The 25,603-nt window shown below is 48.4% G+C and carries 21 protein-coding genes; 5 read left to right on the top strand and 16 right to left on the bottom strand.

Features of this window, described 5'->3' with window-relative positions:
* Nucleotides 1-33 precede the first annotated feature (33 nt).
* From fliM to HUX64_RS08995, 6 genes are all read right to left on the bottom strand, one after another.
* On the bottom strand, nucleotides 34-1,014 hold the full coding sequence (gene fliM / locus HUX64_RS08970) for a flagellar motor switch protein FliM (protein ID WP_174625892.1): 981 nt from the start codon (nucleotides 1,012-1,014) through the stop codon (nucleotides 34-36).
* 3 nt (nucleotides 1,015-1,017) lie between these two features.
* Nucleotides 1,018-1,518 carry a flagellar basal body-associated FliL family protein gene (locus HUX64_RS08975; RefSeq protein ID WP_174625893.1) on the bottom strand — a complete coding sequence of 167 codons (501 nt, stop codon included), beginning with the start codon at nucleotides 1,516-1,518 and terminating at the stop codon, nucleotides 1,018-1,020.
* A 310-nt stretch (nucleotides 1,519-1,828) separates the two neighbouring features.
* Complete coding sequence (locus HUX64_RS08980; protein ID WP_174625894.1) at nucleotides 1,829-3,784, bottom strand: alpha-amylase family glycosyl hydrolase; 1,956 nt, start codon at nucleotides 3,782-3,784, stop codon at nucleotides 1,829-1,831.
* A gap of 43 nt (nucleotides 3,785-3,827) precedes the next feature.
* A complete protein-coding gene (locus tag HUX64_RS08985) occupies nucleotides 3,828-4,715 on the bottom strand; it encodes a PfkB family carbohydrate kinase (RefSeq protein WP_174625895.1) in 888 nt (295 codons plus the stop codon).
* A complete protein-coding gene (locus HUX64_RS08990) occupies nucleotides 4,708-5,556 on the bottom strand; it encodes an HAD-IIB family hydrolase (RefSeq protein WP_174625896.1) in 849 nt (282 codons plus the stop codon). The genes HUX64_RS08985 and HUX64_RS08990 overlap by 8 nt, the downstream gene beginning before the upstream one ends.
* Before the next feature lie 9 nt (nucleotides 5,557-5,565).
* Nucleotides 5,566-7,701: an HAD-IIB family hydrolase gene (locus HUX64_RS08995; RefSeq protein ID WP_174625897.1), complete on the bottom strand. Its 2,136-nt coding sequence runs from the start codon at nucleotides 7,699-7,701 to the stop codon at nucleotides 5,566-5,568.
* A gap of 346 nt (nucleotides 7,702-8,047) precedes the next feature.
* Between HUX64_RS08995 and HUX64_RS09000 the strand changes: the two genes are divergently transcribed.
* On the top strand, nucleotides 8,048-8,569 hold the full coding sequence (locus HUX64_RS09000; protein ID WP_174625898.1) for a M23 family metallopeptidase: 522 nt from the start codon (nucleotides 8,048-8,050) through the stop codon (nucleotides 8,567-8,569).
* Between the two features lie 16 nt (nucleotides 8,570-8,585).
* On the opposite strand, the gene HUX64_RS09005 is transcribed toward HUX64_RS09000, so the two are convergent.
* Entirely contained in the window at nucleotides 8,586-10,016 is a 1,431-nt protein-coding gene (locus HUX64_RS09005) for an aldehyde dehydrogenase family protein (RefSeq protein WP_174625899.1), read from the bottom strand.
* Between the two features lie 187 nt (nucleotides 10,017-10,203).
* On the opposite strand from HUX64_RS09005, the gene HUX64_RS09010 reads away from it, so the two are divergent.
* Both HUX64_RS09010 and HUX64_RS09015 read left to right on the top strand, forming a co-directional pair.
* Nucleotides 10,204-12,171, top strand: a complete 1,968-nt coding sequence (locus HUX64_RS09010; protein ID WP_174625900.1) for an aconitate hydratase — start codon at nucleotides 10,204-10,206, stop codon at nucleotides 12,169-12,171.
* Between the two features lie 439 nt (nucleotides 12,172-12,610).
* Entirely contained in the window at nucleotides 12,611-13,813 is a 1,203-nt protein-coding gene (locus HUX64_RS09015; protein WP_174625901.1) for an NAD-dependent formate dehydrogenase, read from the top strand.
* A 96-nt stretch (nucleotides 13,814-13,909) separates the two neighbouring features.
* On the opposite strand, the gene HUX64_RS09020 is transcribed toward HUX64_RS09015, so the two are convergent.
* Both HUX64_RS09020 and HUX64_RS09025 read right to left on the bottom strand, forming a co-directional pair.
* Nucleotides 13,910-14,455, bottom strand: coding sequence for a nucleoside triphosphate pyrophosphohydrolase family protein (locus tag HUX64_RS09020; RefSeq protein ID WP_174625902.1), 546 nt, complete (start codon nucleotides 14,453-14,455; stop codon nucleotides 13,910-13,912).
* 93 nt (nucleotides 14,456-14,548) lie between these two features.
* Nucleotides 14,549-14,992, bottom strand: a complete 444-nt coding sequence (locus HUX64_RS09025) for a ferritin-like domain-containing protein (protein WP_174625903.1) — start codon at nucleotides 14,990-14,992, stop codon at nucleotides 14,549-14,551.
* Between the two features lie 229 nt (nucleotides 14,993-15,221).
* On the opposite strand from HUX64_RS09025, the gene HUX64_RS09030 reads away from it, so the two are divergent.
* A complete protein-coding gene (locus tag HUX64_RS09030; RefSeq protein ID WP_174625904.1) occupies nucleotides 15,222-16,046 on the top strand; it encodes a RibD family protein in 825 nt (274 codons plus the stop codon).
* 99 nt (nucleotides 16,047-16,145) lie between these two features.
* On the opposite strand, the gene HUX64_RS09035 is transcribed toward HUX64_RS09030, so the two are convergent.
* From HUX64_RS09035 to HUX64_RS09065, 7 genes are all read right to left on the bottom strand, one after another.
* Nucleotides 16,146-16,433, bottom strand: coding sequence for an arsenic resistance protein (locus HUX64_RS09035; RefSeq protein WP_174625905.1), 288 nt, complete (start codon nucleotides 16,431-16,433; stop codon nucleotides 16,146-16,148).
* A gap of 53 nt (nucleotides 16,434-16,486) precedes the next feature.
* On the bottom strand, nucleotides 16,487-16,984 hold the full coding sequence (locus tag HUX64_RS09040) for an arsenate reductase ArsC (RefSeq protein ID WP_174625906.1): 498 nt from the start codon (nucleotides 16,982-16,984) through the stop codon (nucleotides 16,487-16,489).
* A gap of 117 nt (nucleotides 16,985-17,101) precedes the next feature.
* Nucleotides 17,102-17,587: an ArsI/CadI family heavy metal resistance metalloenzyme gene (locus HUX64_RS09045; protein ID WP_174625907.1), complete on the bottom strand. Its 486-nt coding sequence runs from the start codon at nucleotides 17,585-17,587 to the stop codon at nucleotides 17,102-17,104.
* A 54-nt stretch (nucleotides 17,588-17,641) separates the two neighbouring features.
* Nucleotides 17,642-17,992, bottom strand: coding sequence for a metalloregulator ArsR/SmtB family transcription factor (locus tag HUX64_RS09050; RefSeq protein ID WP_174625908.1), 351 nt, complete (start codon nucleotides 17,990-17,992; stop codon nucleotides 17,642-17,644).
* 218 nt (nucleotides 17,993-18,210) lie between these two features.
* Nucleotides 18,211-21,339: an efflux RND transporter permease subunit gene (locus tag HUX64_RS09055; protein WP_174625909.1), complete on the bottom strand. Its 3,129-nt coding sequence runs from the start codon at nucleotides 21,337-21,339 to the stop codon at nucleotides 18,211-18,213.
* A complete protein-coding gene (locus tag HUX64_RS09060; RefSeq protein ID WP_174625910.1) occupies nucleotides 21,336-22,508 on the bottom strand; it encodes an efflux RND transporter periplasmic adaptor subunit in 1,173 nt (390 codons plus the stop codon). The genes HUX64_RS09055 and HUX64_RS09060 overlap by 4 nt, the downstream gene beginning before the upstream one ends.
* On the bottom strand, nucleotides 22,505-23,914 hold the full coding sequence (locus tag HUX64_RS09065) for a TolC family protein (protein WP_174625911.1): 1,410 nt from the start codon (nucleotides 23,912-23,914) through the stop codon (nucleotides 22,505-22,507). The genes HUX64_RS09060 and HUX64_RS09065 overlap by 4 nt, the downstream gene beginning before the upstream one ends.
* A 790-nt stretch (nucleotides 23,915-24,704) precedes the next feature.
* Here HUX64_RS09065 and HUX64_RS09070 point away from each other — a divergent pair.
* Nucleotides 24,705-25,085, top strand: coding sequence for an Hpt domain-containing protein (locus tag HUX64_RS09070; RefSeq protein ID WP_246246971.1), 381 nt, complete (start codon nucleotides 24,705-24,707; stop codon nucleotides 25,083-25,085).
* Nucleotides 25,086-25,603: the final 518 nt, after the last annotated feature.

Raw genomic sequence — 25,603 nt, forward strand, 5'->3', positions numbered from 1 at the left:
TTATAGTTTAATCTCGTAATTTTTTCAGCCGATTCACGGCATTACCTTTTCAATAATCTGCACGGCGTAATTTCCATCCGATACGCCGACTTTACCTGTAAAAACAGGAATGCCCTCCGCCTTAAGCATCACTGTATCAGGCATATCTATTGGAATTACATCGCCTTTTTTTAAATTCATCACGTCTCTTATAGTCATATTTTTTTCTACAAAAAGACTATTTACACTTACATCCGCTCTGAGAATTTCATTGCGGAAAGCCACTTGCCAGCTATCCCCCACCTCACCGCTGTCACTACTGATGGCGTCCAGCAAGTCCCTGATAGGTTCAACCATCGAGTACGGCATGGTAATGCTGATGTCGCCTCCGCCTCCTTCCAACTCGACATGAATAGTAGAGACCACTACAATTTCTGCAGGGCCGACAATATTGGCAAAGCGCGGGTTGACTTCCGAGCTTATATATTCAAAATTCAGTTCCATAACCGGTTTCCACGCTTCTTTCAGGTCTTTGAAAACCATTTCAATAATTAACCGAACCACCCGCATTTCAGTGGGCGTGAACTCCTTCCCTTCGGCCTGATAAAGCTGTCCTGTCCCGCCAAAAAAGTTATCCACCACAGTAAATACCAAACGCGGCTCAATAACTATTAATGCCCGTCCACGCAAGGGGGCAAAGCGGGCAACCGTCAAATTGGTTGGCACCAGAAGGCCTTGCACATATTCGGAAAACTTTTGAACCTGAATGCCGGATATAAAAATTTCTGCAGAACGGCGCAGAAAATTGAATAATGAAATACGGAAAAGCCGGGAGAATCTTTCATTAACCATTTCAAGGGTCGGCATGCGCCCTCGAACAATCCTTTCCTGACTGGTAAAGTCATATAACCTAATACCCCCAAGCTCCTGAAGTTCATCGAACTCACTTTCCGCCTCAGCTTCAGTTTCTATATCGCCATCGTCTACGCCGTTTAGTAGCGCATCAATTTCTGCTTGAGAAAGTAAGTCGCTCATGATTTATTGCATGACAAAGGAAGTAAAAAAGACTTCTTTAATATGGCTCTTCCCTGCCATTTTCATCAATACCTCCGTTACTTCCCTAAGCATGGCGCTGCGCAATTTTTCTTTTCCTTCGCGGTTTTTTAACTCATCCGCTTGTTGAGCGCTCATTAGCATCAGTAAATTATTACGCACCATGGGTTCATGTTTTTTTAAGGCGTCAATGGTTTCCTGCCCTTCAACCAGAAAAGCCACGGAAATTCGCATCAGTTTGGCTGATGAGTCTTTTGGGAAATTAACAATAAAAGGATTGCTCATGTCGTAATAAAGCTTTTCCCCCGCCTCTTCTTCTTCATGACTTGCACTTTTCTCCACCGCGGCCGGGACTGGAGTGCCTTTTAAAAAGAAAAAAGCAGCGCCCCCGCCGATTAATAAAACCAATAGGGCAATACCTCCGATGACAACAATTTTTTTGGAGAACTTCTTTTTCTTCCCAGTCGCGTGTTCAACTTGAGCCATATTTAAAATCCTTTGTTTTTTAAAAATTAAGCAATTTAAAGACCGACTATTGATTTTTTTTATAAAACAATAAGTTGGATGATTAAATAAGTTGCGGTGTCAATAAACCGACACGAGATAATTAACCGGATAAAAATGAAGTATAGAAGAAGGTCGTTGTAAAAATACGACTCTGGAAATTAAACTAAAAGAATAAAAAATTTTAAGTGCAGCAAGAAATCCCACATTGTTATGGGAGAATATAGTTAAAAAGCGATTTCATTGAGGGTGCAAACAACTGCCAATTGGTTATCAAGTAATTATCCCAAGATTAATACTCACTAAGCCAATAGAAATGGAAAGGCTGCAGAACCAGGTGCTCTCTAAAAATAGTGGGTTTTTTGCCGGAATATAAATCCGTGAGCTGACTATAAATTTTAAAGCCCGAATAGCTCATGGTTTGCAAATTAAGATGCTGCGGCTCGGCGCTAAAATTGCAAATGACCAGGACGCGTTCAGAAGGGCGGTTGAAATCAAAACGCACAAAAGCAAATAAATGCTGATTGCCGGCATCAATCAGCTGACGATTGTTGAAATCGGCAAAGGCGGTGATTTCCTTGCGTATGGCAATCATTTTTTTTAGAGAGCTGAACAGAGTATTTTCTATGGTTCCCGGTTTTTTTCGCAGCTCTGCTCGGTCCCAGTTAATTTTCGGGCGATGAATCCAGCGGCTGTCACTTGACTTATTGATTTCATCAAGATAGTTATAGTCATTGAAAGTCCCGATTTCATCGCCATAGTAAAGCAGCGGAATTCCGCCAAAAGAAAAAATAATGCTGTGCAGCAAAAGGATTTTATCGATGGCCCCCGCAATGGCTTTTTCATCTCCTGACGCGCACGCTTTTTCGAGTCCGGCAAGAGAAGCCAGCGAACCTGAAATACGGGCATCTCCGGTTTTGTCATTGCGCATAAAAGGCACGCCGCTGGCAAAAGAACCCTCATAATTACCGGTATAAAAATCAATTAAAAACTGGCGATGCGCATAAGGCTCATAGCCCACTTCGCGAATGTCCTTGTCATCAAAACCCAAACCGATATCATCATGACAGCGCACATAATTCAGCCAAGTGGCCCGATCCAGTTTATCGGGCAGACTTTTCAAGCCCTGATAAAGCAGTTTACTGTTTTTGGTGGCAAGAGCATCCCATAACAGCGCCATCAAAGTGGCGTTATAGGCAATCTCGCATTCCTTGGCGATTATGGCGTCCTCGCCGAAGTATTTAATAATTTCTACCGGCGCGACAATGGCTTCGGCAATAAACAGCGCGCCCGGCGCAGTAACCTGGCAGCAGTCCTTCATTAATTGCAAAAGCAGATGGGCTTCGCGTTCATTCTGGCAGCTTGTGCCCATTTTTTTCCATAAAAACGCTACGGCATCAAGCCGTATGACATCGGCGCCCTGATTAATCCAGAATAAAATAACATCCAGCATTTCAATAAACACGGCAGGATTGCTGTAATTCAGATCCCATTGATAATCATGGAAAATGGTCATGACCCATTTTTGCATGGTCTCATTCCAGGTAAAATTTCCAGGATCCGTTTGCGGGAAAATCTCCGGCATGCTCTGCTCAAACATGTCCGGAATTTCACGGTTGTCAAAGATATAATAATAATCCTGATATTTTGGATCGCCTGCCATCGCCTTCTGAGCCCATTCATGTTCATCAGAGGTGTGGTTAACCACCACATCCAGCACCAGTAAAATGTCGCGTTTCCTGAATTCGTCAGCGACCGCCTGCAAATCTTCCAGCGTCCCTATACGATCGTCGATTTCCCGAAAGTTACTGATCGCATAACCGCCGTCACTTTTGCCGGTCGGACATTGCAGAATCGGCATGATATGGACAAAATTAATGCCCAGCTCCTGAAGATAAGCCGTTTTTATCGCCACATCCTGTAAGCTGCCCGCGAAACCGCTGCTGTATAAGGCCATGCCGACCCATTTCTGGCTTAAAAACCAGTTATGATCATTTTCCCGGGCAATGTCCAGCTTTTCCAGATATTCCAGGCGATTGATGTATTTTCTTGCCAGCGTTTCTACAAGATGCAACATTTGTAATTTAAAATCTTCCCTTTGCCCATAAAGATGCTGAAAAAGGTTATGAATCGCATAAAAGTTTGCGCCGAGCCGGGTATAAAAATGGCGAAGATCCTGACGTTTGATTTCTGGCTTCAAATCATCCAAAATTTCATTCAGCAATGAATGGGAAATCTGTTCGTACATACTGGTCTCTTATTAAATAAATGGGTTTTGCAATAACGGGCGTTTAAGCCAATGCCCAGGCCTGTATAAACGGCTGGTAAAAAGCCGCATCATCGATACTCGCCCCGCGCTGACCCACGAGGGCCGACGCAAACGCCTGCGCGCGTTCCAGGGTCAGCTGCAGGGGCCAGCCAAGATTAAGCCCGAGCAGGAGAACTGAAGCAAAGGCGTCACCGGCGCCTACCGTATCGATTACCTGTAATGCCGGGACGGGCGCTACGGCAAAATAGTCCCCGTCCGCAGTCACGGCCAGAGCCCCTTGTTCACCACAGGTGACGATCAGTCCTTCAAGATCATGCGCCTTTTGAAAAGTCTGCATGCCGGTTTTAATATCGGTGGAGGGCCCTTGCAGGGCCTGTAGTTCATGATGATTCAGTTTAACCCAGTCGGCAGCGTCTAAAAGCCGCAAAACATCAGCTTTCTGCCACCAGGGATCGCGCAGGTTGACATCCATGAAAATCTTGCCGTGGTGCCGCCGCTTTAAAACGTCCAGCGCCCGTCTTGAAACTTCATTACGCAGGGCCAGACTGCCATGATAAAGCAGCCCCTGGCTATCTTTTGCATCCAGCTCACCCGCGGCAATATAGTCATAGGCTTGTTCAGGCAGTATATGATAGCCGGGTTCCCCCTGTTCAATAATTACCTGCACTGTTCCTGTCGGATGCATGCTGTCCCGCTGCAGAGCGGATAAATCCATCTGCCATGCCCGCATGGCCGTTTGTATGGCCTCGCCGTTTTGATCCTGTCCTATCCGGCTGATAAATCGCGGCGTCTGGCCGAAAGCCTGCAAATGCCAGGCCACATTAAACGGCGCACCGCCCATAATATGACTGCCATCAGGAAACTGATCAAACAGCACTTCGCCAAAAATACTGAGACGGCTATTATTCATCTGTTTTCATCCATTGTTGCGTGCAGGGCAGAAAATGAGCAAGGCCTTCTAAAATACCGGCGCTGTAATTGCCGTTCATTCCCATAAAACCACCCTTGGCCAGATAAAGGGCAGGTCCGGTTGACTGCAGTTGCGCCAATTGCACCGCTTCCTTTTTAATATCAGGGCTGGCATTGGCGACCACTACCGATTTGATGGCGCTGGTCAACACAAGTAAATCATTGCCGCTGTCCCCGGCAAAAACGGTATTTTCGACAGTAAACCCCAGGTGCTGCATCAAAAAGCAGATGGCATGAAATTTAGTGGCGCTGGCCGGCAACACATCCAAAAGGCCGTTTTTTTCGGCTTCATCGACACTGTAAACCAATTCCGCACGAATGGCGTACTGCGCCAGTCGTCCGCGCATCGCCTCCAGTAATTGCGGTATATCAGTATCCAGCGAAACATAATAGCTGAGTTTGAACCGGTTCTGCTTAGCATTTTCCTGTAGCACCAAGTCGGGTAAATGAGCAAACAGCTGCTGCATATCGGCATGCTCTCTGCCTTGCCAGTCGGGTGCAATTTCTTCTGCCCATTGCGGCCAGGCCTGCCAGACCCCGGCCGTTAATGTATAAATGCTGGTGCCTACGTCGCCTATGACAAAATCCGGCTGCGGCAGACTGTATTCAGCAATCGCCTGTTCCACCAGGGCCTTATGCCTGCCCGTTACATAGGTCAATACTATTTCAGGGTGCTTTGCCAGTGCCGAAAAAATCGTCCTAGCCTGAGCCGATTCAGGACAGTTCCCGTTAGGCAGCAAGGTGCCATCCAGATCAGTACAAACAAGAATGGAGTCAGTCATAGGCCAGGATTATTCATTATTGAAAAAATTGTAGTGTTCGATAGCCTCAATAATACCCAACGCATAAGGCTGTTCTGCGAAATAAATCCGCTCCGGCTCATCAAGTTGCGCCAGTTCAGCGCGGTATTGATTGGCGACGACCACGGCAAGCGTGTTGCCCCGCATCATATCTTCATCCGCTGCCGAGCCGCCGGCAACCAGAATACGTTCCAGAGGAATATTCCACTGCTGGGCGAAATAACGCAACGCCAGTCCTTTGGATGCGCGTACCGGTAACACGTCAAAAAAATGTCCGAACACTTGATGGGTGTTGACCGACTGCTCTTTCTGGCGCAACAGTGTAGTAATTTCGTCCACGGGCGGCGCGAGCTCGGCATTATAATAATAGGAAATTTTAAAACGGCTTTGTTCACTTTTAGGCTGCAAGTCAAGACCCGGCACTTCGGCAAGAATCCGCCGCATAACTCTCGGATTCCAGTGATAGTCAATATGCCTGGCCCAGGCGGCATCGGCGGTAATATGCGGCGCATAATAAATTTCCGTGCCCAGACTGGTAATTAATACATCCGGCGTCGGCACGCTGTTTTTTTTCAATACCGCTAAGGCCGAATCAAGCCTGCGGCCGGTAACAATGCCAAAAAACACATGTTTGCGCTTTTTACGGATATAGCGGGTAAATTCCAGAAGTCCTTCCGGGTGGCCAAGCAGGCTTTGATCAATATCGGTAAAAATGGCGCGGTTACGATATAACGATGCGTTGCGGTTAGGGACAATTTTCGGCACCGGCGCCTGCTGCTCCAGCAATGGCCTGATGCGGTCCAGATATTTTTCGGCATGAGCCTGCCAGGAATAAAATTTCCGGACATTCTTTAAGCCGCTATCAGAGAACATCCGCCACTGGCCGGGCGCTTTAAGCAGGCTTAGCAATGCCTCAGTGATAGCCTGTTTATTCAAGGGATCAATCAATATACCATTGCGGCAATTGCCGATAATATCTACCGGCCCTCCATTTTCAGTGGCCACCAGGGGTAAACCGCAAGCGGCCGCTTCCAGCAGTGTCAGGCCAAACGGTTCGGTCAGGGCCGGATTGACAAAGACGCCTTTGGAAAGCGCCGCCAATCGGTAAATATCCGGCACCTCGCCTTGTTTGTGCTGTTTGGGAACAGCAATAAATCCATACAGATCATAAACATCAATCAATACCATAATTTCAGTTAATACTGACTGTGCGCCTTCGTCCATTTCCCTAATATCGGTACGATTGCCCGCGACGATTAGCAGATTTGCCAGTGTTCGCAGTTCGTCGGATTCACCGTACGCTTCAATCAGCGTATTTATGTTCTTGCGTTCATCAGGGCGAGAAAGCGCCAGAATTATCGGTTTTTCGGGGCTAATTAAAAACCGTTCAAGTTCGCGGCTAAAAGCAATTTCATCCATTGCGCCTTCAGGCGGATAAAACTGATCAAGATCGGTGCCGGGCGGAATAACAACCATACGTTCCGGTTGATAATAATCATAAAGTTCGTACTGTCCGGTAATTTCGTTATGAGTGCTGGTAATCACCAGCTCCGCATTGGCCAACACATCTTCTTCGGCATTGATACGCCGCGAAAGATGGTAGCGCTGTTCAATCACATCGCCATGTAATCCCATCGCCAGCAGCCGGCCGCGTTTATCGCGCCCCAGAGAATGGCCAGTATGCACAAGCGGAATGCCGGTCAAATGCGACAAGCGCATTCCCACATAACCGGCATCGGCATAATGGCTGTGTAAAATATCGGGAAGCCGCGATTGCTGGCGCAGCCATTGCAGGAGATTATCCGCAAATATATCCAGATAATCCCAGAGATCTTCTTTTTTTAAATAACCTTGAGGGCCGGCCAGTATGCGAATAATTTGCGCACGATCGGATAAAGGCTCAACTTCAGTGCGGTAATCTTCATCTATATCCGCATCAATAACCAGTCGCGTTGCCAGATCAACGCGTTCCACATTCTCCTGAAGAGCCAGCGCCCGGGCAAGATCAACGACATATTTGGTTTGACCGCCGGTATCGGCATCACGGCCCAGCTCCAGATCATGGCCGCGAATCAGGCCATGGATGCTGATCAATAGTATATAAAGCGGCTTTTTTTTGGCTGTCATAACTGCTCCAGTCAATGAGAATTAAAATGTTTTTTAGCGCTCTTTTGAATTCAACAAGTGCAAGCTCTTTTAATTCTGCCAGCGATCAGTGAACTTATGAAAACCAGCTGAGTTAAATAAAAAGATAGCAGATAGAAGGGGTAAAGAAAATAGCCATGATAATTGGGAGAACCGCGGCGTATCTCCATCAGCAGCTATTTTAGCCGGGCTTCATTTTACTAATATTAAAATTCTGTATTTTTAAGGTTTATATGGCTTAAGTTGTGCACCTGAAAAAGAGGGCATGCCCTGGCATTAAATATCAAGTTTTGTCATTGCACATTTTAACATTGGACATCAGGCAGCAATGAAAACGCTTTTTGCTTTGCTGATGCTGGCCGGCCTTCTTCTGGCCGCCGTCTTGATTGTGATTCCGCATCCTCCTGCGGTGTTCTCGCTGCTGACAGCCGCTGCGCCGTCCGCATTGCCGATTCCCGTTGAGGGCGGGTCGCACAATGCCATCGTCGACTCCTGGGGAAGTCTGCGCGGCCGCGGCCGCCGGCATAAAGGCATAGACATTTTCGCAAAACGCGGCACGCGGGTCCTGGCGCCGGTGCAAGGCCTGGTTCTCGGCATAGGTCAAAATCGCCTCGGCGGCAATTTTGTCAGCCTGTTGGGTCCCGGTCTTCAAATCCACTACTTCGCCCATCTGGACCGCTTCGGGCCTATTAAAAAGTTCGGGCTCGTTCAGCGCGGCGATGTGCTCGGCTATGTCGGCAATACCGGCAATGCCAAAGCAACGCCGCCGCATTTGCATTACGGTCTTTATGTCTACCCTGAGGGGGCAATCAATCCCTATCCGCTGCTTATGGCCGCTCCTGCCGATTAGATTAGGAAAGGAGAAATTAAAGCGCCATGGAATGAAAAATGGCCATTTTCTCAATTTGCATATCGCGATATGTATAAGGAATACCGCCCGTACCGTAACCTGATTCGCGTAAGCCTGCGAACGGCATCCAGTCAACCCGGAAGGCAGTGTGGTCATTAACCAGAATCGTCGATGCCGCCAAGTGCGTATAGGCATACAAGGCGGTATCAATATTTTGCGTGGCAATTGCCGCCTGAAACGCATAAGGCAATGCATTGGCCCGATTGATAGCGTCATCAATAGCCTCATACTCATAGACGCAAATCAGCGGTCCGAAAATTTCTTTCTGGCTGACTTTGCTGTGTTCGGAGGGGTTCAATAATACGGTAGGTGAATAAAGAGAATCGGACAAACGCTTGCCTCCCGTCATAAGCGTGGCCTTTTCCTGCAAGGCTTCATTGACCCAGCTTTCAATGCGGTCAACTTCACTATGCCGAATCAAAGGGCCGATATCGGTTTTAGCACTGGCGGGATCACCGGTGATCATAGCTTCCGCCAGAATCGCCAACCGCTCTGCGACAGTTCTGGCAATAGCGCGATGCGCATATACCCGCTGCACTGAAACACAGACTTGCCCTGCATGATAAAAGCCGCCTTTCGCCAGCAAGGGCAATAGCTTATCCAGATTGGCATCCTCGGCGATAATTACCGGGGCCACACCGCCGTGTTCCAGCGCACAGCGGGTACCCGGCGCCAGTTTTGAACGCAGCCTCCAGCCGACAGCGGCGCTGCCGATAAAGCTGAAAAAGGCGACGCGCTTATCGGTGACCAATTGTTCGGCAACGGCCAAGTCCTCGACAACAACCGGCTGGCACCAGGCTTTCGGCAAACCGGCTTCATGAAATATGTCAGCCAGCGCAAAGGCTGACAGCGGCGTTTCCCTGGCAGGCTTGATAATGACCGGACAGCCGCTGGCAATGGCAGGGCCCGCCTGATGGACAATTAAATTCAACGGATGATTGAAAGCGCTTATAGCTACCACCGGCCCGATGGGTGCTCTGTGGGTGAAAGCCAGGCGGTTCATTGAGGCCGGAGTAAGTTGCATGGGAATTTCCGAACCGCGTTCAGTACGGATACAATCAATGCAGCATTTTATACTGTCGATGGCCCGGCTCAGCTCAATTTCAGTATCAAGACAAGGCTTGCCGCCTTCGGCAATGGCAATGTCGATTAATGATTCAGAGCGCGCCTGCACCAGTCGCACGGCGCGCTCGAGAATAGCCATGCGTTCGTACGGCGGCAGCCACTGCCTGCGGTCATTGAAAACCGCCGTCATATTTTCCAACGCCTGCCCGGCGCCCGCCGAATCTATGGTTTCTACCGAACCGGCGCGCTTGCCGTCATAGGGCGATAAAACCTCGACCATACCGGCAGGCTGGGCATTCGGAACCTGGATTTGATAATGCATGATTGATTCTCCTGATCGACAAGATACAGCGCCGCGCTTTTTTCCGCCATCTCTTGGGTCATGTCAGAGGACTATGGAAAAAAATTATTGTTCATTCTCGGAGTCAATGATGAACTGCGAGCAATGTATTCTTTCTAAGAAAAATAATCAAACATCTGAGTCCACTTCACTGCAGAGGTATACAGCCATGGGTAAAAATGTAACGCAGAAATTGATTGAGAGCCACTTGAGCGTAGGTAATATGGCGCCTGGTGAAGATATTGGCTTAAAAATCGACCAGACGCTCACGCAGGACGCCACCGGCACTCTGGTGATGCTGGAATTTGAAGCACTGGGTCTGCAGCACGTTAAAACCGAATTATCGGCGCAGTATGTGGATCATAACCTGCTCCAGGAAGACTTTAAAAATTCCGATGACCATCTGTTTTTACGCAGCGCTTGCAAGAAATTCGGGCTTTGGTACAGCCGCCCCGGCAATGGCGTTAGTCACCCTTTGCATATGGAGCGTTTTGGCGTGCCGGGCAAAACCCTGCTCGGATCAGACAGCCATACCTGCGCCGCCGGTTCCCTGGGCATGCTGGCTATTGGAGCGGGAGGCCTGGAAGTGGCGATGGCGATGGCCGGTGAGCCATTTTACTTTAAAATGCCGACAATATGGGGCGTCAAACTGATAGGAAAACTGCCTGACTGGGTAAGCGCCAAGGATGTGATTCTGGAAATGCTGCGCCGCCATGACGTGGATGGCGGACTCGGGAAAATTATCGAATATTACGGCCCCGGACTGGAGACTCTGAGCGCCATGGACCGGCATGTGATCGCCAATATGGGGGCTGAACTGGGCGCTACGACCTCGGTATTCCCTTCAGACGAGAACATCAGACTGTTTTTGAAAAGCCAGGGCCGGGAAAATGCCTATAGGGAAATTAAAGCCGATGACAATGCTCAATATGATGAATATGAGGAAATCAATCTTTCAGAGCTTGAGCCGCTTATCGCCTTGCCCAGCAGCCCCGGCAACGTCGTACCGGTGCGCGAAGTGGCGGGCCGCGAAATTTACCAGGCCTATATCGGCTCATCTGCGAATCCCGGATTGCGTGATTTTGCTATGGCTGCTTTTATCGTGGACGGAAAACAGGTGCACGATCGGGTATCGTTTGATATCAACCCCACCTCGCGGCAAATTCTGGAAAACATGATCGAATCGGGTATTCTGGCAAAACTGATACATGCCGGGGCCCGTCTTCATCAGGCCGGCTGCGGCGGCTGTATCGGCATGGGCCAAGCTCCGGCCAGCGGGCGCATCAGCCTGCGCACGGTGCCCCGCAATTTTCCCGGACGCTCAGGCACCAAGGAAGATCATGTTTATCTGTGCAGCCCGGAGACTGCCGCGGCCTCTGCTTTAACGGGCCGGATCACTGATCCACGCACCCTGAATATAGATTACTCCGGCTTTAAGACACCCGAAACCGTTCGCCTTAATACAGAAATGTTAATCCCGCCTGCCCGTGAAGATGAAAACTATGAACTGGATAAAGGCCCCAATATTAAGCCGCTGCCGACTTTACAGCCTTTGCCGGATAAGCTTGAAGGGCCGGTTTTATTAAAGGTTGGCGATGATATTTCCACAGATGAAATTATGCCGGCAGGAGCCAAGGTTCTGCCTTTCCGCAGCAATATCCCCGAAATTAGCAGGTTTACCTTTAGCCAGGTCGACCTGACCTACTATGAAAGAGCCATGAAATTTCAAAAACAGGGCTCGTTCATTGTCGGCGGCTGCAACTATGGTCAAGGGTCAAGCCGCGAACATGCGGCGCTGGCTCCGCGGTATTTAGGCGTTAAGGCCGTTATTGCCAAAAGTTTTGCCCGAATCCATCTACAGAATCTAAGCAATTTCGGCATTCTGCCGTTGATATTTAGCTATCCGGAGGATTGGGAAAAAATCAGTCAAGGCGATATTCTGTCTATTCCTGATGTACTTAATTCAATTTCTCGGGGAAATAACATTACTGTAATCAATCTGACCAAGAATGAGAGTTATCAGACCCTGCATCGGATGACTGCCTATCAGGTAGAAATGGTGCGAACAGGCAGTCTGATTAATCTGGTCAGGGAAAAAGGGGTTGAAGCCAGTGAAAAAATAACTCAGGAAAGCTAGAATTTTTATACAACTTCTTTGTAGATAATGGCGCAGACGCAGAGGATAAAAGAAATATTTGCTTGAGGCCTGCAGCTCAATTTTAGGCGCCGTTGATGAATGAATTCGCTTCTACTTGAGAAAAGCTTATAAGAACTGACCCTATAACCTGAACCACAAGTGCAGCCATTAATTTACTTAATCTATTTATATCTATTCAGGGATAGATTCCAGGTAACTTCAGTCATAGGTGGTGTCAAAGCTGTGGTTTCCTGGCACACAACGGTTATTTTTAACCTTGTTTGATTATCAAATTACCAGGAGAAAAAAAGAATCCTGCATCTGATGAAGAAGCAGAATTGAGGCCGTTAAGCACAAGATTAGCCTCGGGTACCGGGCATTCATATTGGACAATAACGGCTCAGTTGCTTGATTAATAATTATTCCGAAGGAGAACAACATGGCAAAAATTATTTGTGTACTGTATGACGATCCGGTCGATGGCTACCCCAAATCCTATCCGCGCGATACTGTTCCGGAGATTACTGTTTATCCGGGGGGGCAGACGGCTCCCACGCCAAAGGCAATCGATTTTAAACCGGGGGAAATGCTGGGCAGCGTGTCCGGCGAACTGGGCTTGAGAAAATTTCTTGAAGACCAGGGACATACCTTTATCGTGACTTCCGATAAGGATGGTCCGGACAGTATCCTGGAAAAAGAACTGCACGATGCCGAAATCGTCATTTCCCAACCCTTCTGGCCCGCTTATTTGACCGCCGAAAGAATCGCCAAGGCGCCCAAGCTGAAATTGGCCCTGACTGCCGGCATCGGCTCCGACCATGTCGATCTGCAGGCCGCCATTGATCGCGGAATGACCGTTGCTGAAATTACCTACTCTAACAGCATCAGCGTAGCCGAGCATGTCGTCATGATGATCCTGAGCCAGGTGCGCAATTACATTCCATCTTATCAATGGGTTGTTAAAGGTGGATGGAATATCGCTGACTGCGTGACGCGCTCTTACGATCTTGAAGGCATGGAAGTCGGCACGATTGCGGCCGGCCGCATCGGGCTGGCGGTGCTCAGGCGATTAAAGCCGTTTGATGTCAAACTGCATTATACGGATCGCCACAGACTGCCTGCAGAAGTTGAAAAAGAACTGAATGTCACGTATCACCCTGATGTTGAATCGCTGATTCGGGTCTGCGATGTGGTCACGATTAACTGCCCGCTGCATCCTGAAACCGAGCACATGTTCGACGATAACCTGCTCAGCAAGATGAAACACGGCGCCTATCTGATCAATACGGCTCGCGCCAAGATTTGCGACCGCGATGCGATTGCCCGCGCGCTTGAGAGCGGCCAGCTGGCCGGCTATGCCGGAGATGTCTGGTTCCCGCAGCCTGCGCCTAAGGATCATCCGTGGCGGACCCTGCCGCATCATGGCATGACGCCGCATATCTCAGGAACAAGTTTATCGGCGCAGGCGCGTTATGCAGCCGGTGTTCGTGAAGTGCTGGAATGCTGGTTTGAAAGCCGCCCGATTCGCGATGAATATCTGGTAGTCGATAGCGGCAAACTCGCCGGCGTAGGCGCCCATTCCTACAGCGAAGGCAATGCTACCGAAGGCTCCGAAGAAGCGGTTAAATTCAAGACTGCTTAAAAGCGCAGAGCCAGTTCTGTCAGATAAAAACCTGCGGTTTTGCCTCCAGATTCAGGGTGGAAAACCGCAGGTTTTGGTCGATGTTGAGAAACCGGTTTACTCATAGAAATACTCAGTCAAATCAGGCACTTTCAGGCGTTTTGATTTTCGAGTTTCGTCTGCATCTTCATCGATAGACTGACGGGTGTCCTTTAACGTGGACATTCTGTGTTCGTGAACTATTTGAAAAGCCTTATCGAAATCTGCATTAAGATAATTTTTCGATAAATGCACACACAAGCAATAGATTTCTGAATAATCAGCCGTATTGCCGGTAGTGCAATTATTGATCTTGTCCGACAGCAGCCTCATCAAAGACAGCACAAATCCATCATGCCGCCAGCATACAGGCTGCTCTGTCACATCCTCGCCGCGCAGGGCGATGGCGCCTAGTGCTGAATAGGAAAGATTAATCAGGCCTGCCAATATTTCCGCCATTTCTCCGGCTCTTATTGCTTTAAATACTTCACTGCCGGCTTCCATAAGCAATGCCTGACGCAGGATGATATCCATATCGGATAAATGCCCGGGTGTTCCGTGTTCTGCCTGCGGCAATAAACAGGCGTCATGAAACTCTCTAACTGAATTCAAGTGTTTATTCATATTCTGCCCTCTTTCTATTAATCAGCCGCATGAATCTTCCTGGTATCAGCTCTGATTCCAGTCGCCATCCAGCCAATACAGAAATTTCAACCGTTATTCGCCAGGCTTTTTCAGCATCTTCCGCACATCTCCCAGATGCATTTCCTCCTGGGCTATCAGGCGGCGAGCATATTCCTCAAGCAACACATTACTTCCATTAACGAGTTCCAGTAAATTATTATAGGCGGACAGTGCCAGCCTTTCATGATCCAGGGATTCACGCAGAATATCGCCGACATCATGGCGATGGGTTTCCAGCAAAGGGCCTATGCCCAAAGAGGGATGCGTGCCCAGATAAGTGATCAGTTCACCCGCTTCATTGGCATGGGTCAGGGACTCGGTCGCCTGGCTGCGCAGCCACGAAACGATGGGTATGCGGCCGTAGCCAACAATCATTAATGCATAGTGCGTATAACGAACAACTCCAGCCAGTTCGGTTTCCAGAATTTTATTCAGTACCTTAACTACGGCGTCTTTATCGATTCCGGTATCAGCCATAAGAACCTCCTCAGTTAGAATGAGTAAAGATTCACTATAACGGTTTTTTTGCTGGTTGAATAGCAAACTTCGTGATCTGAAAGCACCGAGAGTGCAACCGCCCTTACTCCGATAGGCGGTAGCCTTTAACACTGGATTCTGATGTTTCGCTTTGTATAATATTCTTGAATTAGGCACAATAGGCAGGAACTTGTACACAGTCAGGAGTTAGCAATCGATGCCTGCCGCCATGCATACAAACCTGCTGCGACTTTATCCTCAGCCTTGCGAACAAGCCTCTATTGAAGGCTTATACCTTGCCCATCAAATCCATACACTGGGTACTACGGATTTGCCCTTTGTTTACGCCAACTTCCTGTCCAGTCTTGATGGACGTATTGCGCTGGAAGACAGTATCCAAGGCACAACCTACATCCCCAAGCATTTAACAACAGCCTCCGACTTCAAGCTATTTATGGAACTGCATGCGCAGGCGGATTGCCTGATTACTCATGGGGGCTATATGCGGGCATTAAGTGAAGGACGGCTCGGCAATATATTGCAGATTAACGATCCCTATCTTGTTGAATGGCGCCATCGCACTGGCTTAAAACCTCAGCCTGCCGTGATCATTGCCAGCGCAAGCCTGAATTTTCCGCTCCATGCCAGCCTTGAGGAACATCAGCAGGACGTTTATATTGCTACGGGAAAAAATGCCGATCCGGAGCGCATTCGCTACTGGCAAGACCTGGGACACACCCTTCTTTTCACCGGCGAAGATCAAGGGGTTCACGGCGCGCCCCTGATTCAGAAACTGGGAGAACTTGGCTACAAAAGTATTTATCTCATAGCCGGCCCGCAAATGCTTGATACCGTTATCCGGGAAAAACAGTTATCAAGACTCTATCTGACCATTACTCACCAGCTGATAGGCGGCACTGATTTCCGTACTTTACTAACCGGTTCCCCGCTTGGCCAGGAAGGCAACCTGATGCTCGAATCAATGTATTACGATGCAGACTCGCCGCCCGAATCAGGGCAGTTTTTCATGCAATTTCACCCTCAAGCTGTCTGAGTAGTGACAAACGGCGATTAAATCTGGAATTAGTAACTCTTCCTAAAGGGATTCTAATGCCGGATTGAAAAGTCCGCCCGCACCAATCCGTCTTTTTCTTTATCGACTGCTTAAAGCCGTAAAGTATTTTTGCCGGAAATAAAGCGCCACTTTGACCAGACCGATCAGCACTGGAACTTTGGCGTTCGTGAATACTTTAGGCAGTTCCTCATAGCGTACCTTAGCCAGCGGCGGATACATCATCAGGATGAGGCCAATGGCGATAGGAATTGAGGTAGTCCCTACCTGGAAACGGGTCAGCCATTGCGTGAAATTGGGAACGAAATAGCCCAGCGCGACTCCACCTCCCATAGTCATGAAAATCCATAGCGTCAGAAACCGTGCCATGAAGCTCAATCACTTCGGAGCGTGGTCGACTTGTATGCTTTGTAGCGTGCTCATCATGCAGCTCCCCTTCCCCAACGAGTGCCTGTGCCTATCTTATCCAGGGCCTCTGCCAGTTCCGCCCTGGACATTGTTTCAATAGGCAAGGCCAGCAACTGGTTTATCCGTTTTTCCAGAGCCGCGTAGATAGACTCGAAAGCCGCTTCGGTAACATCCTGACTGCCGGTCACATGAGCCGGGTCAGGTAAACTCCAATGCCCTCTGACTGTACTGTTCAGATAAACAGGACAAACCTCCCCTGCCGCCTGATCGCAAACGGTAATGGCAATATCGATGCCTTTACCGTCGAATTCCTCCCAGGACCGGCTGGAAAATTCCCCGGTTTGAATCCTGTGACGTTTTAGTGTGGCTAGCGCATTCGGGTTTACCTTTCCTTTGGGATGACTGCCGGCGGAATAGGCTTTAATGCGGCCTTTGCCCAAATGATTGAACAAGGCTTCCCCTAGGATGCTGCGGCACGAGTTACCGCTGCATAGAACAAGTATGTTTAACATGATGTTTTCCAGAATATTATTGAATCATTGCCTGTAAAATAGCCCCGGCGGGATGCCGGGGCAGGACTCATGAGCCGTGTAGCTCGTTTTTTCCTAAATACTATGAGGTCTGTCTAATCAGCCGCTGCAACAGGATGAAGTTGTTTTCTCGGCAGTAGGACAGCAGGCCGTGGTATTTTCGGGAGGACAGCAGGCAAAGGGATTTTCACCGTCCGACTGGGCACTTTCATCATTAAATGTGGGAATTCCGGTTAACGAATGGAAGGATTCCCAGGCAATGCCCTGCGGATCGGTGATCCAGTATTTATCAGAGCGCATATAGCAGCAAGCCGCCTGTTCCTGGGTTTCGACAGGACGTTGCGTAGCGTCCAGATGCTGTTTGATATCCTCCAGTTCCTGCTCGTCTTCGGCCTGGATGCCGAGGTGATCAAGCCCGAATTTGCTGCTGCGGTTGGAGATGGCGAAATTGATGCGCGGATCGTCCAGCAGCCATTTCGCGTAATCTTCATGCCGTACCGTGGGTTCAGAGCCGAACAAGCTGCTGTAAAACTGAATGTTCTTCTCGAGGTTCTCTACCGCCAGATGGATGTGGAATCTTTTCATGCTAATACCTTTAAATCGATATACGGATAACCGTATGTTTTAAGTTAAAATAAGTCAGCCGCAGGCTGCGGCTTCAGGACTGCATTGCCTGTTATGCAGGCGTTCCAGGTCTTTATTAAACTGACCGCTCTTATCGGCTGCCAGTAAGGCACTTTCCAGAATCGGAAAAGCCCAGTCGGGCAGTTTCGGGTTGATCCGGTAATAAACCCATTGCCCTTCACGACTGTCCTGCAACAAGCCGCATTGACGCAAGGGCGCCAGATGCCGCGAAATTTTAGGCTGGGATAGATCCAGCGCTGCCGTTAACTCGCAGACGCAGAGCTTGCCTTCCTTTTGCAACAAGGTGATACAGCGCAAACGCGTATCATCAGATAAGCATTTAAAAAATTGGGCAGGCGTGAGCATGATTACTTGATTTATTAATATATGGATAAGCATATATTCATCTAATCAGCCGGTCAAATTTTATTTTAGCGATTGCCTGATTTAAACGGCAAAAATGATCGAATAGCGCCAGATCTAGATTCATAAAATCCCCACTGTATAGTGCAAACACTCACGGCTCCCAGATGAAACTCACCATTGCTAATAATAGCCAGGCATCGTGCCGTTAGAGCCGCCCTTTAATCCGGACTAATAGGCTCAACTTCATTTAATTCCTGCTTTTCCAGATCCCGCATCCGTATGGGAGGATTAAATAAACGGTAGAGCACCGGTATTAGCAGGACTGTCATAACGGTAGCGCTAAAAAGCCCCCATACAATTACCGTAGCCAACGGGCGTTGCACATCCGAGCCAAGTCCTGTAGCCAGCGACGCCGGAACCAGACCGAGAATAGCCACCAGCGAAGCGACCAGAATGGGCCGGATGCAGCGCACGGCTCCCTGCACGATAGCCTGTTCCATTGCGGTTCCGGCAAGACGCAATTCAGTAATAGTCCGGACAATCAGCACGCCATTCATGATGGATACGCCGAAAACCGCAGCAAAGCCTACGCCCGAAGAAACATTCAAATTCATGCCGCGCAAGTAAAGCGCGGTTGCGCCTCCAACCAAGGCAAAAGGTATGGCCAACAGCAGAATAAGCGCAGCGCGCAGCGACCCGAAAGTGACCAGCAGGAGCAGAAATATGACGCCAATACTCGCCGGCACCAGTATTTTAAAATGCTGTCCGGCCCGCTCCAGATTTTCAAACATTCCCAGCCAGGCTACGCGATAGCCGCTGGGGACTTTGATTTCCTGTTTGAAAAGCTTTTGAGCTTCCGCCACGAATCCTCCCTGATCGCGGCCCGCAATATCGGTTCTTACGGTCAATCTGCGCCTGCCGTCATCCCGGGCAATCAAGGTCTGTCCATCGATAATTTCAATATGAGCAACCTGAGCCAGCGGAATAGGAATGCCCTCGGAATTATAGACCGGCAAACGGCCGATAGCGGCAGGCGAGCGTAAATATTCCTGAGCGAAACGCGCGGCAATATCGATGCGCCGTTCGCCTTCAAACAGACTGCCGATAGGAGAGCCGCCGATAGCAATATCAATTAATTGAGTCACCTCTTCGACACTGACATTGTAGCGAGCGCACAAGGAACGATCCGGCTTAATCACTAACTGCGGCTGCGGCCCTTCCTGTTCGATGCTGACATCCACAGCACCGGGCACCTTATCTAGTAATACCAAAGTCTGCCGGGCTAAGGTCAGTAAAACGCCAGAGTCGGCGCCGGAAAATTCCACTGCCAGATTGGCTGAAGTACCGTTGGCATCTTCGGTCACACTATCAATGATAGGCTGCGTGAAATTGAAACGGGTAGTCGGGAATTCAGCGCGAAACCGCCCGCCTAACGCGGCCACTAATTCCTGCTTGCGGCTAAACTGAACCCATTGGTCGCGCGGCTTGGGGCCGATTAACATTTCCAGCCGGCTGGGCGGAAAAGGGTCGGTGCCGCTGTCGCTGCGTCCGGCCTGCACAACGATAAAGTCCACGTCGGGGAAATCCAGGGCGACTTCGCGCAGACGCTGACCGAATTTCGAAGTCTGCTGCAATGCCGTGCCTTCGGGAAAATTGGCCCGCACCCAGATTACGCCTTCGTCCATATAGGGCAGGAATTCTGTTCCCAGACGAGGAAGGATTAATACCAGAATGCCGATCAGCATTGCCATTGCTGCTGCCAGAGCAGGCCAGCGATAGCGCAGCAGAAACTCCAGCGCAGCGGAGTAATGAGGATATAGCCAGGTCAATACCGGGTTTTCCCAGTCGCGGTAGCCTTTTCTGAACAACAGACTTGACAGAACCGGCACGACAAAAAGCGCAAATAGCATCGCCCCGATTAATGCAAACAGAATGGTTAAAGCCATTGGCCGAAACAGCAGGCCCTCAATATGCGTGAGGGTAAGCAAAGGCAAAAAAGCGCCTACGATCATCAGTATTGAAAAAAATACGGAGCGCTCCACTTCAAGAGAAGCAGCCAATACTGTTTTAGTAAAATTGTTGTTAGCGTTTTCACGGGTCGCGTCATGCAGACGATGGGCAATGTTTTCGGCGAGGATAACCGAGCCGTCAACGATGATGCCAAAATCGATAGCGCCGATTGACAGCAGACCAATCGGAATGCCGAAAGCATTCATCATTACCAGCGCGAACAATAGCGAAAAAGGAATGGTCAATGCCACCAATAACGCCATAGAGGGACGTCCCAAAAAAAACAGCAATACCGCAGTGACCAGTGACACTCCCAAAAGCACACTATGGCCAACTGTATGCAAGGTAGCATCAACCAGTAAAGAGCGGTCGTAAAAAGGCATAATTTTGACACCCTGCGGCAAATCAACCTGATTCAATTCAGCAATGACTGTTTTTACATTATTCAACACCTCGGAGGGATTTTCTCCCCTGCGCATTAAAACTATGCCTTCAATAGTCTCGTTTTTACGATCTTTGCTCAAAATACCGGCCGGCACTTTGGATGCGATTTCGACATCTGCGACATCATGCACATAAATGGGCGTACCCCCGAAGGAGCGAATAAAGATATTGCCGATTTCGGCTACATCCTGCAAAGCACCTCGCCCGCGAATGACAAATGACATGCTGCCGCGCGATAAAACGCTGCCGCCCGCCGTTTCATTATTAGACTGTATGGCATCGACAACATCGTTCAGGGACAGTCCGAAACGCTGCAGCTGGGATGGGTTCATCAGAACGGCATATAACTTTTCGTAGCCGCCGAAATTTGACACATCGGCGACGCCGGCTGCGCGCAATAGTCGGGGAATAGCCACCCAGTCATTGATAGATCGAAGTTCTATCAGATCATAGCGGCCATCCGATACCAATTCATAACGCAATATCTCGCCATAGGCCGTTGCCAGAGGACCCAGTTCGGCAGATGCGCCGGCAGGCAAATTAATACTGGCAAGCTTTTCCTCTACGCGCTGCCTGGCCCAATATTTTTCAACGCCTTCTTCGAAGATAAGCTGCACCACAGATAAACCGAAAATTGTCCGGGAACGAATCTTTTCCACTTTGGGCACATTGCGCATTACAATTTCCACCGGGACTGTTACCTGGCGTTCCACTTCTTCAGGCGCGCGGCCGGGATAGATCGTAATTATCTGAACCATCTGCGAAGAAATATCCGGATAGGCGTCAATCTGCATACGCGAAAACGACCACAGACCCAGAATAATAACAATGACTGCGCCGCCTGCTACAGTCCGGCGGTAATGCATCGATTTGTTCAGCAGTTGCGGTATCATTGTTTTAAACCCGGTGCCTGGTTTTTGGCGCCGGCGGTATCCTTTTGAAGGGCCTGGACAAGCATCGGCTTTAGCAGTATCGCGCCATTGCCAATAATGCGTTCATTGCCTTGCAGACCTTTGAGAATTTCAACGCGGTCATTAATATTCTCACCAACCTCAACCTGGGTAATACGCCATAATCCCGGACCGGCACTAATCAGGACAAAATCGGTATTTTCACTGTGAAGAACGCCATCGGTCGGAACCAGTATGGCCGCCCGGGGATCCGTGCCCAAGCCGATTTCCGCATACATGCCCGGTTTAAACTGATCATCTTTATCATTTAACTCAAAAAATACCCGCAATGTATGCCGTTGAGCGGATAAGGTAGGCGCCAGGCTTCTTACCTTGCCCGTGAATTTTTCATCCGGAATCCCGTAAAATTGAGCTATACAGGATTGCCCTATCGCTACCAGGCTAATTCTTAGCTCAGGCACATCAGCCATAATTAATGATATGCCCGAAGACGAGCTTTCCAGAAGAAGAGGATCAACTCCTTCCTGCAACAGCTTTCGCTCCAAAGCCGCGCGGCTGCGCGTAGCTACAGTTAACGCCGTTTCTGCTTCGTATACGGCTTTTTGACCTTCCAGTTGAACCTGAAGCAAATTGGCCTCAGCTGCAGTCAGATCCCGGATTGCTTCTGTGCCGGTGGCAACCAGTTTCCTGAGCCGGTCAACAGCCAGTTTTTGCGAATTAAGCTGGGCGGCAGTTAATTCGCGGATTTTTATCAGACGCCTGGCATTAAATTCCTTTTCGGCGCGTGCTCTTTGCCAATCCGCATAGACGCCTGAAAGCTCGATGCTGTTAAATTGCCAACGATCTTCCATGGGCCCTGAACCTTGAGGAAGGCGGGCGACAACAGCTCCCGCTACAGTGAGTAAAGGCGTGGTGATTTGTTCTTTTTGTACGGCCGATATGCTGAGTTTTTGTTCCAGAAGACTGCCTGTTTTGACGGCAATAATACGGGGAGCAACCAGTTCTACCACGGCTGTTGTATCGGCTTTCTGCGGAACGGCTGCGACTTGTCGCCCGGCCGCCAAAAAAGCGGGAATTGACATGACGGCAAGTAATCGCATCCACAAGGGACATTGCGGGTAAAAAACCCTGAAGGAAAGCAGATAAGTCATCGTACTACTTCTTTGCCGATTACAGCGTTGAGTTGATGCAAAGAATGCCAGTAGCTGGATCGTCCGCTAATATGCACCCGGTAAGTTTCCAGATAAGTCCGCTGGGCATCCAGTACTTCCAAAAGGCTTTTACCGCCCAGTTCGTAAGCCTGACTGATTTTATCCCGTACATTTTTGGCTGCATCCAGCTGTCCGGGATCATCAGTTGTCAGGAATTGATACGAAGATGCAAACGCCTTAACGGCTTGATCGATTTCCGCGCGCAGATCCACAAGCTGGGCCTGGATATTCAACTGGGACTGAACATGCAGCGATTTTGCTTTGGCAATATTTCCCTGATTGCGATCAAAAATCGGAACGCTGACATTCACGCCAACTCCCCATGAATTTGCATCAGGGAAGCCAATAGCCTGTTGCTGAAATTGCCGGGCGTATAGAACGGATGGCGTAACTTCAGGATAGGCTTTTCTTTGTTCCAGCTTAATATCGGCATTGGCCTTATCCAGTTGCCGGTGCAGGGAAATCAGATCAGGTCTGTTTTCCTCCGCGAGATCAAATGCGGTTTCAGTCGCTATTGGTTTAGCCGGCTTAATAACTTCCAGCGTGCCTTGAATATTAATGGGAATATTACCTGCAATCCCTATCAGCGACCGCAGTCGATTAAGCGCCCCAGCCAAATTAAGTTCTTGCGTGCGCACTTCGCGGCGACTGCTGAAAAGAGAGAGCCGGATGCGATCGGCCTCAATCGTGCCCACTCCTCCCAGAGCCACGCGCTTAAGAATAATCTGCTCCATCCTGTTAAGGTTGTTTTGATTTTCATGCGCAAGCGCCAACATGGCCTGCGCTTCAAGAACATCGTAAAACGCGGAAATAGCCGCTGCTATCCGAAGCCGTACGATATTGGAAAAATCCGCGGCTGCAATGTCGACACCATACCGCCGGGATGTAATTGCCGCTGCCCGTTTGCCAAACAGGAACCAGTCAATCGGCATGGCCACATCAAAATCAAACTGCGGCGGCCCTCCCTGCCGGTTTACGGTAAAGGGCCGGTCCAAAGGCAGTAACTGCACATCGGTGTTGGCTTGCGGGTTCGGGACAAGGCCGGCCGTGAGCAGATCGGCTTCCGCCTGGGTAATATTCTCAAAGGCAGCCCCGATGCGCGGATCGGCCTTTAAAGCTGTTTGAATGATTTGATTTAAGGTTAATCTCTTTGGCTTTGCTAGCGTTTCGGAAAGGGATATAGAAGTATTTTCCTCATCAGATAATGAATCCGGCGGCAGAGAATTTATCGCCGGCAATCTGGATTCCTGCATGTATAAAGATAACGGCGTCGGCTTATATTCCTGAGTCGCGCAACCGCTTAACAGCAAAAAAATAAAAGCTGCCTTAAAATAAGAATTAATCATTAACGAAAAAATATATTGGAACTCGTTTATATTACCAATATCTGGTTTATCTTTTTATAAGGAGTTTAAATCTTACCGTCGGCAATCCTGTTAAAATCCTACCAGGAATTGATGAGTCTTTTATGAATCCGCTACATGCCAAGGGGACACCCACGCTTCTTATATGAACGGGTATTTAAGCAATTTATACGCCATAAAAAATTTTACTGTAACCAAGAGCAAAATCAGGCATTGATACTGAGCAAATGGAATTTAACACCCGGTAATGAATATTTAGGGTTCATATAGGCACTTCAACGCGGTTCATTTCAACCATTTGTTTGCCAACTTATAAATGTTACCTAAAGCTGCGTGCAATCCTGTACTATTTGACACTCCCTTCGCAAGCGATCACTTTCCGCGCAAACCGGCTATTAAAAATATCATGCCTTTCAATCCAAAACAGCAGAAACAATTTGTTATATTAATCGCCAGCTGTAATAAAATTAACAGTGTGTCGCTGGCAATCAGTTGGAGCACAGAAATTATTATCTGATTTTGATGAAGGAGCAAAATGAGTTTTCAAGGGTGATAAAACCATTTACTTCAATTTATCAGTCTTGAATTGCCCTGTAAACGGCCTTGAATTTATCAAGCTAACAACAAGCTTCGAGTGTATAAACAACAAAACGACTATTATTGCCTTAGGTAATACGGCAGAGAATTTTCATCAATGTATAGCCTGTGTTGATAAATATAGAGTCTGCCCCTATCGGCAATAAAGCTCAATGAACTTAGCAGTCTGTAACAAATGACCAATAAAACCGCAGAGGCAATGGCTTATATCCAGATAATCCTGAATAAAACCAAAAACAACAGGAACCTGACTTTGACTGTTTTCAAAAAACTTTTCGAAGAACTTCCCTTGCAAGTGAGCATTATCAAAAAGGCGCTGAAAAATAAGCACTATGCACTTGCCCAACAAACCACTCATAAACTGCACGGATCAGCAAGCTTTTGCGGCTTCATGGACATTCAAAATGCCGCCCATGCCCTGGAAAACTGTTTAATAAACAAAAACTATAAAGCAATTGACCAGAATTTCCTGTTATTACAACAAGCTGTTTTAATTCTTGCTCGTCATCAAAGCGCCATAATGGACATTTTAAATCAGGGTGAATCTATAAATTAAAACCCCTTTTAGTTGCTGGTTATTGCAATATATCAAACTTGATTGCGCTTTTAATTAATGTAATCGTAATTTAGCGAGGCTTCAAAGGGCTCTAATCGATCCATTCATTCTTGTTATATTTTGAAAAAATAACGAGTGGTTGAGTTGCTTACATACGCATCCAGTTGTGAGTTAAATCTGTTGCTCATCTTTTTCTTGATTGTAATGACAGGCATCTAATATAGGGTACAGTGTTCTGTGTTCAATATTTGGCGTTGCCCGAGCCTTCTTCACTGGCGAGCTTCCATTCTTCATTCTGCGTCAGCAACTTTATCGACTCCTGAAAGGTATTTTCGAGACGTTTATGGATTGGCTTGCTGAAGTAAAACTCGCATAGTTGAACTCCTCATTGAATGATGATATGGACTCCTCCTTACCCACACGGTGTCATAAAATGCACCCAATGATATAACGGAGCAAAGAGGAGCCCGACATGAATAATAACGCAGTTGGTTTGGATATTTCAAAAAACGTTTTCC

Origin of the sequence: Candidatus Methylobacter favarea, from assembly GCF_902806695.1 — a bacterium.
Classification (GTDB): Bacteria; Pseudomonadota; Gammaproteobacteria; order Methylococcales; family Methylomonadaceae; genus Methylobacter_B; species Methylobacter_B favarea.

Excerpts from the sequence above, each read along its gene's own strand:
- HUX64_RS09005 (WP_174625899.1), bottom strand. The coding sequence starts at position 10,016 with ATGCATTATCAAATCCAGGTTCCGAATGCCCAGCCTGCCGGTATGGTC.
- HUX64_RS08985 (WP_174625895.1), bottom strand. The coding sequence starts at position 4,715 with ATGAATAATAGCCGTCTCAGTATTTTTGGCGAAGTGCTGTTTGATCAG.
- HUX64_RS09055 (WP_174625909.1), bottom strand. The coding sequence starts at position 21,339 with ATGATACCGCAACTGCTGAACAAATCGATGCATTACCGCCGGACTGTA.
- HUX64_RS09045 (WP_174625907.1), bottom strand. The coding sequence starts at position 17,587 with ATGAAAAGATTCCACATCCATCTGGCGGTAGAGAACCTCGAGAAGAAC.
- HUX64_RS09020 (WP_174625902.1), bottom strand. The coding sequence starts at position 14,455 with ATGAATAAACACTTGAATTCAGTTAGAGAGTTTCATGACGCCTGTTTA.
- HUX64_RS09010 (WP_174625900.1), top strand. The coding sequence starts at position 10,204 with ATGGGTAAAAATGTAACGCAGAAATTGATTGAGAGCCACTTGAGCGTA.
- HUX64_RS08995 (WP_174625897.1), bottom strand. The coding sequence starts at position 7,701 with ATGACAGCCAAAAAAAAGCCGCTTTATATACTATTGATCAGCATCCAT.
- HUX64_RS09070 (WP_246246971.1), top strand. The coding sequence starts at position 24,705 with ATGACCAATAAAACCGCAGAGGCAATGGCTTATATCCAGATAATCCTG.
- HUX64_RS09060 (WP_174625910.1), bottom strand. The coding sequence starts at position 22,508 with ATGACTTATCTGCTTTCCTTCAGGGTTTTTTACCCGCAATGTCCCTTG.
- fliM (WP_174625892.1), bottom strand. The coding sequence starts at position 1,014 with ATGAGCGACTTACTTTCTCAAGCAGAAATTGATGCGCTACTAAACGGC.
- HUX64_RS09035 (WP_174625905.1), bottom strand. The coding sequence starts at position 16,433 with ATGGCACGGTTTCTGACGCTATGGATTTTCATGACTATGGGAGGTGGA.
- HUX64_RS09015 (WP_174625901.1), top strand. The coding sequence starts at position 12,611 with ATGGCAAAAATTATTTGTGTACTGTATGACGATCCGGTCGATGGCTAC.
- HUX64_RS09065 (WP_174625911.1), bottom strand. The coding sequence starts at position 23,914 with ATGATTAATTCTTATTTTAAGGCAGCTTTTATTTTTTTGCTGTTAAGC.
- HUX64_RS09050 (WP_174625908.1), bottom strand. The coding sequence starts at position 17,992 with ATGCTCACGCCTGCCCAATTTTTTAAATGCTTATCTGATGATACGCGT.
- HUX64_RS09030 (WP_174625904.1), top strand. The coding sequence starts at position 15,222 with ATGCATACAAACCTGCTGCGACTTTATCCTCAGCCTTGCGAACAAGCC.
- HUX64_RS09040 (WP_174625906.1), bottom strand. The coding sequence starts at position 16,984 with ATGTTAAACATACTTGTTCTATGCAGCGGTAACTCGTGCCGCAGCATC.
- HUX64_RS08990 (WP_174625896.1), bottom strand. The coding sequence starts at position 5,556 with ATGACTGACTCCATTCTTGTTTGTACTGATCTGGATGGCACCTTGCTG.
- HUX64_RS09025 (WP_174625903.1), bottom strand. The coding sequence starts at position 14,992 with ATGGCTGATACCGGAATCGATAAAGACGCCGTAGTTAAGGTACTGAAT.
- HUX64_RS08975 (WP_174625893.1), bottom strand. The coding sequence starts at position 1,518 with ATGGCTCAAGTTGAACACGCGACTGGGAAGAAAAAGAAGTTCTCCAAA.
- HUX64_RS08980 (WP_174625894.1), bottom strand. The coding sequence starts at position 3,784 with ATGTACGAACAGATTTCCCATTCATTGCTGAATGAAATTTTGGATGAT.
- HUX64_RS09000 (WP_174625898.1), top strand. The coding sequence starts at position 8,048 with ATGAAAACGCTTTTTGCTTTGCTGATGCTGGCCGGCCTTCTTCTGGCC.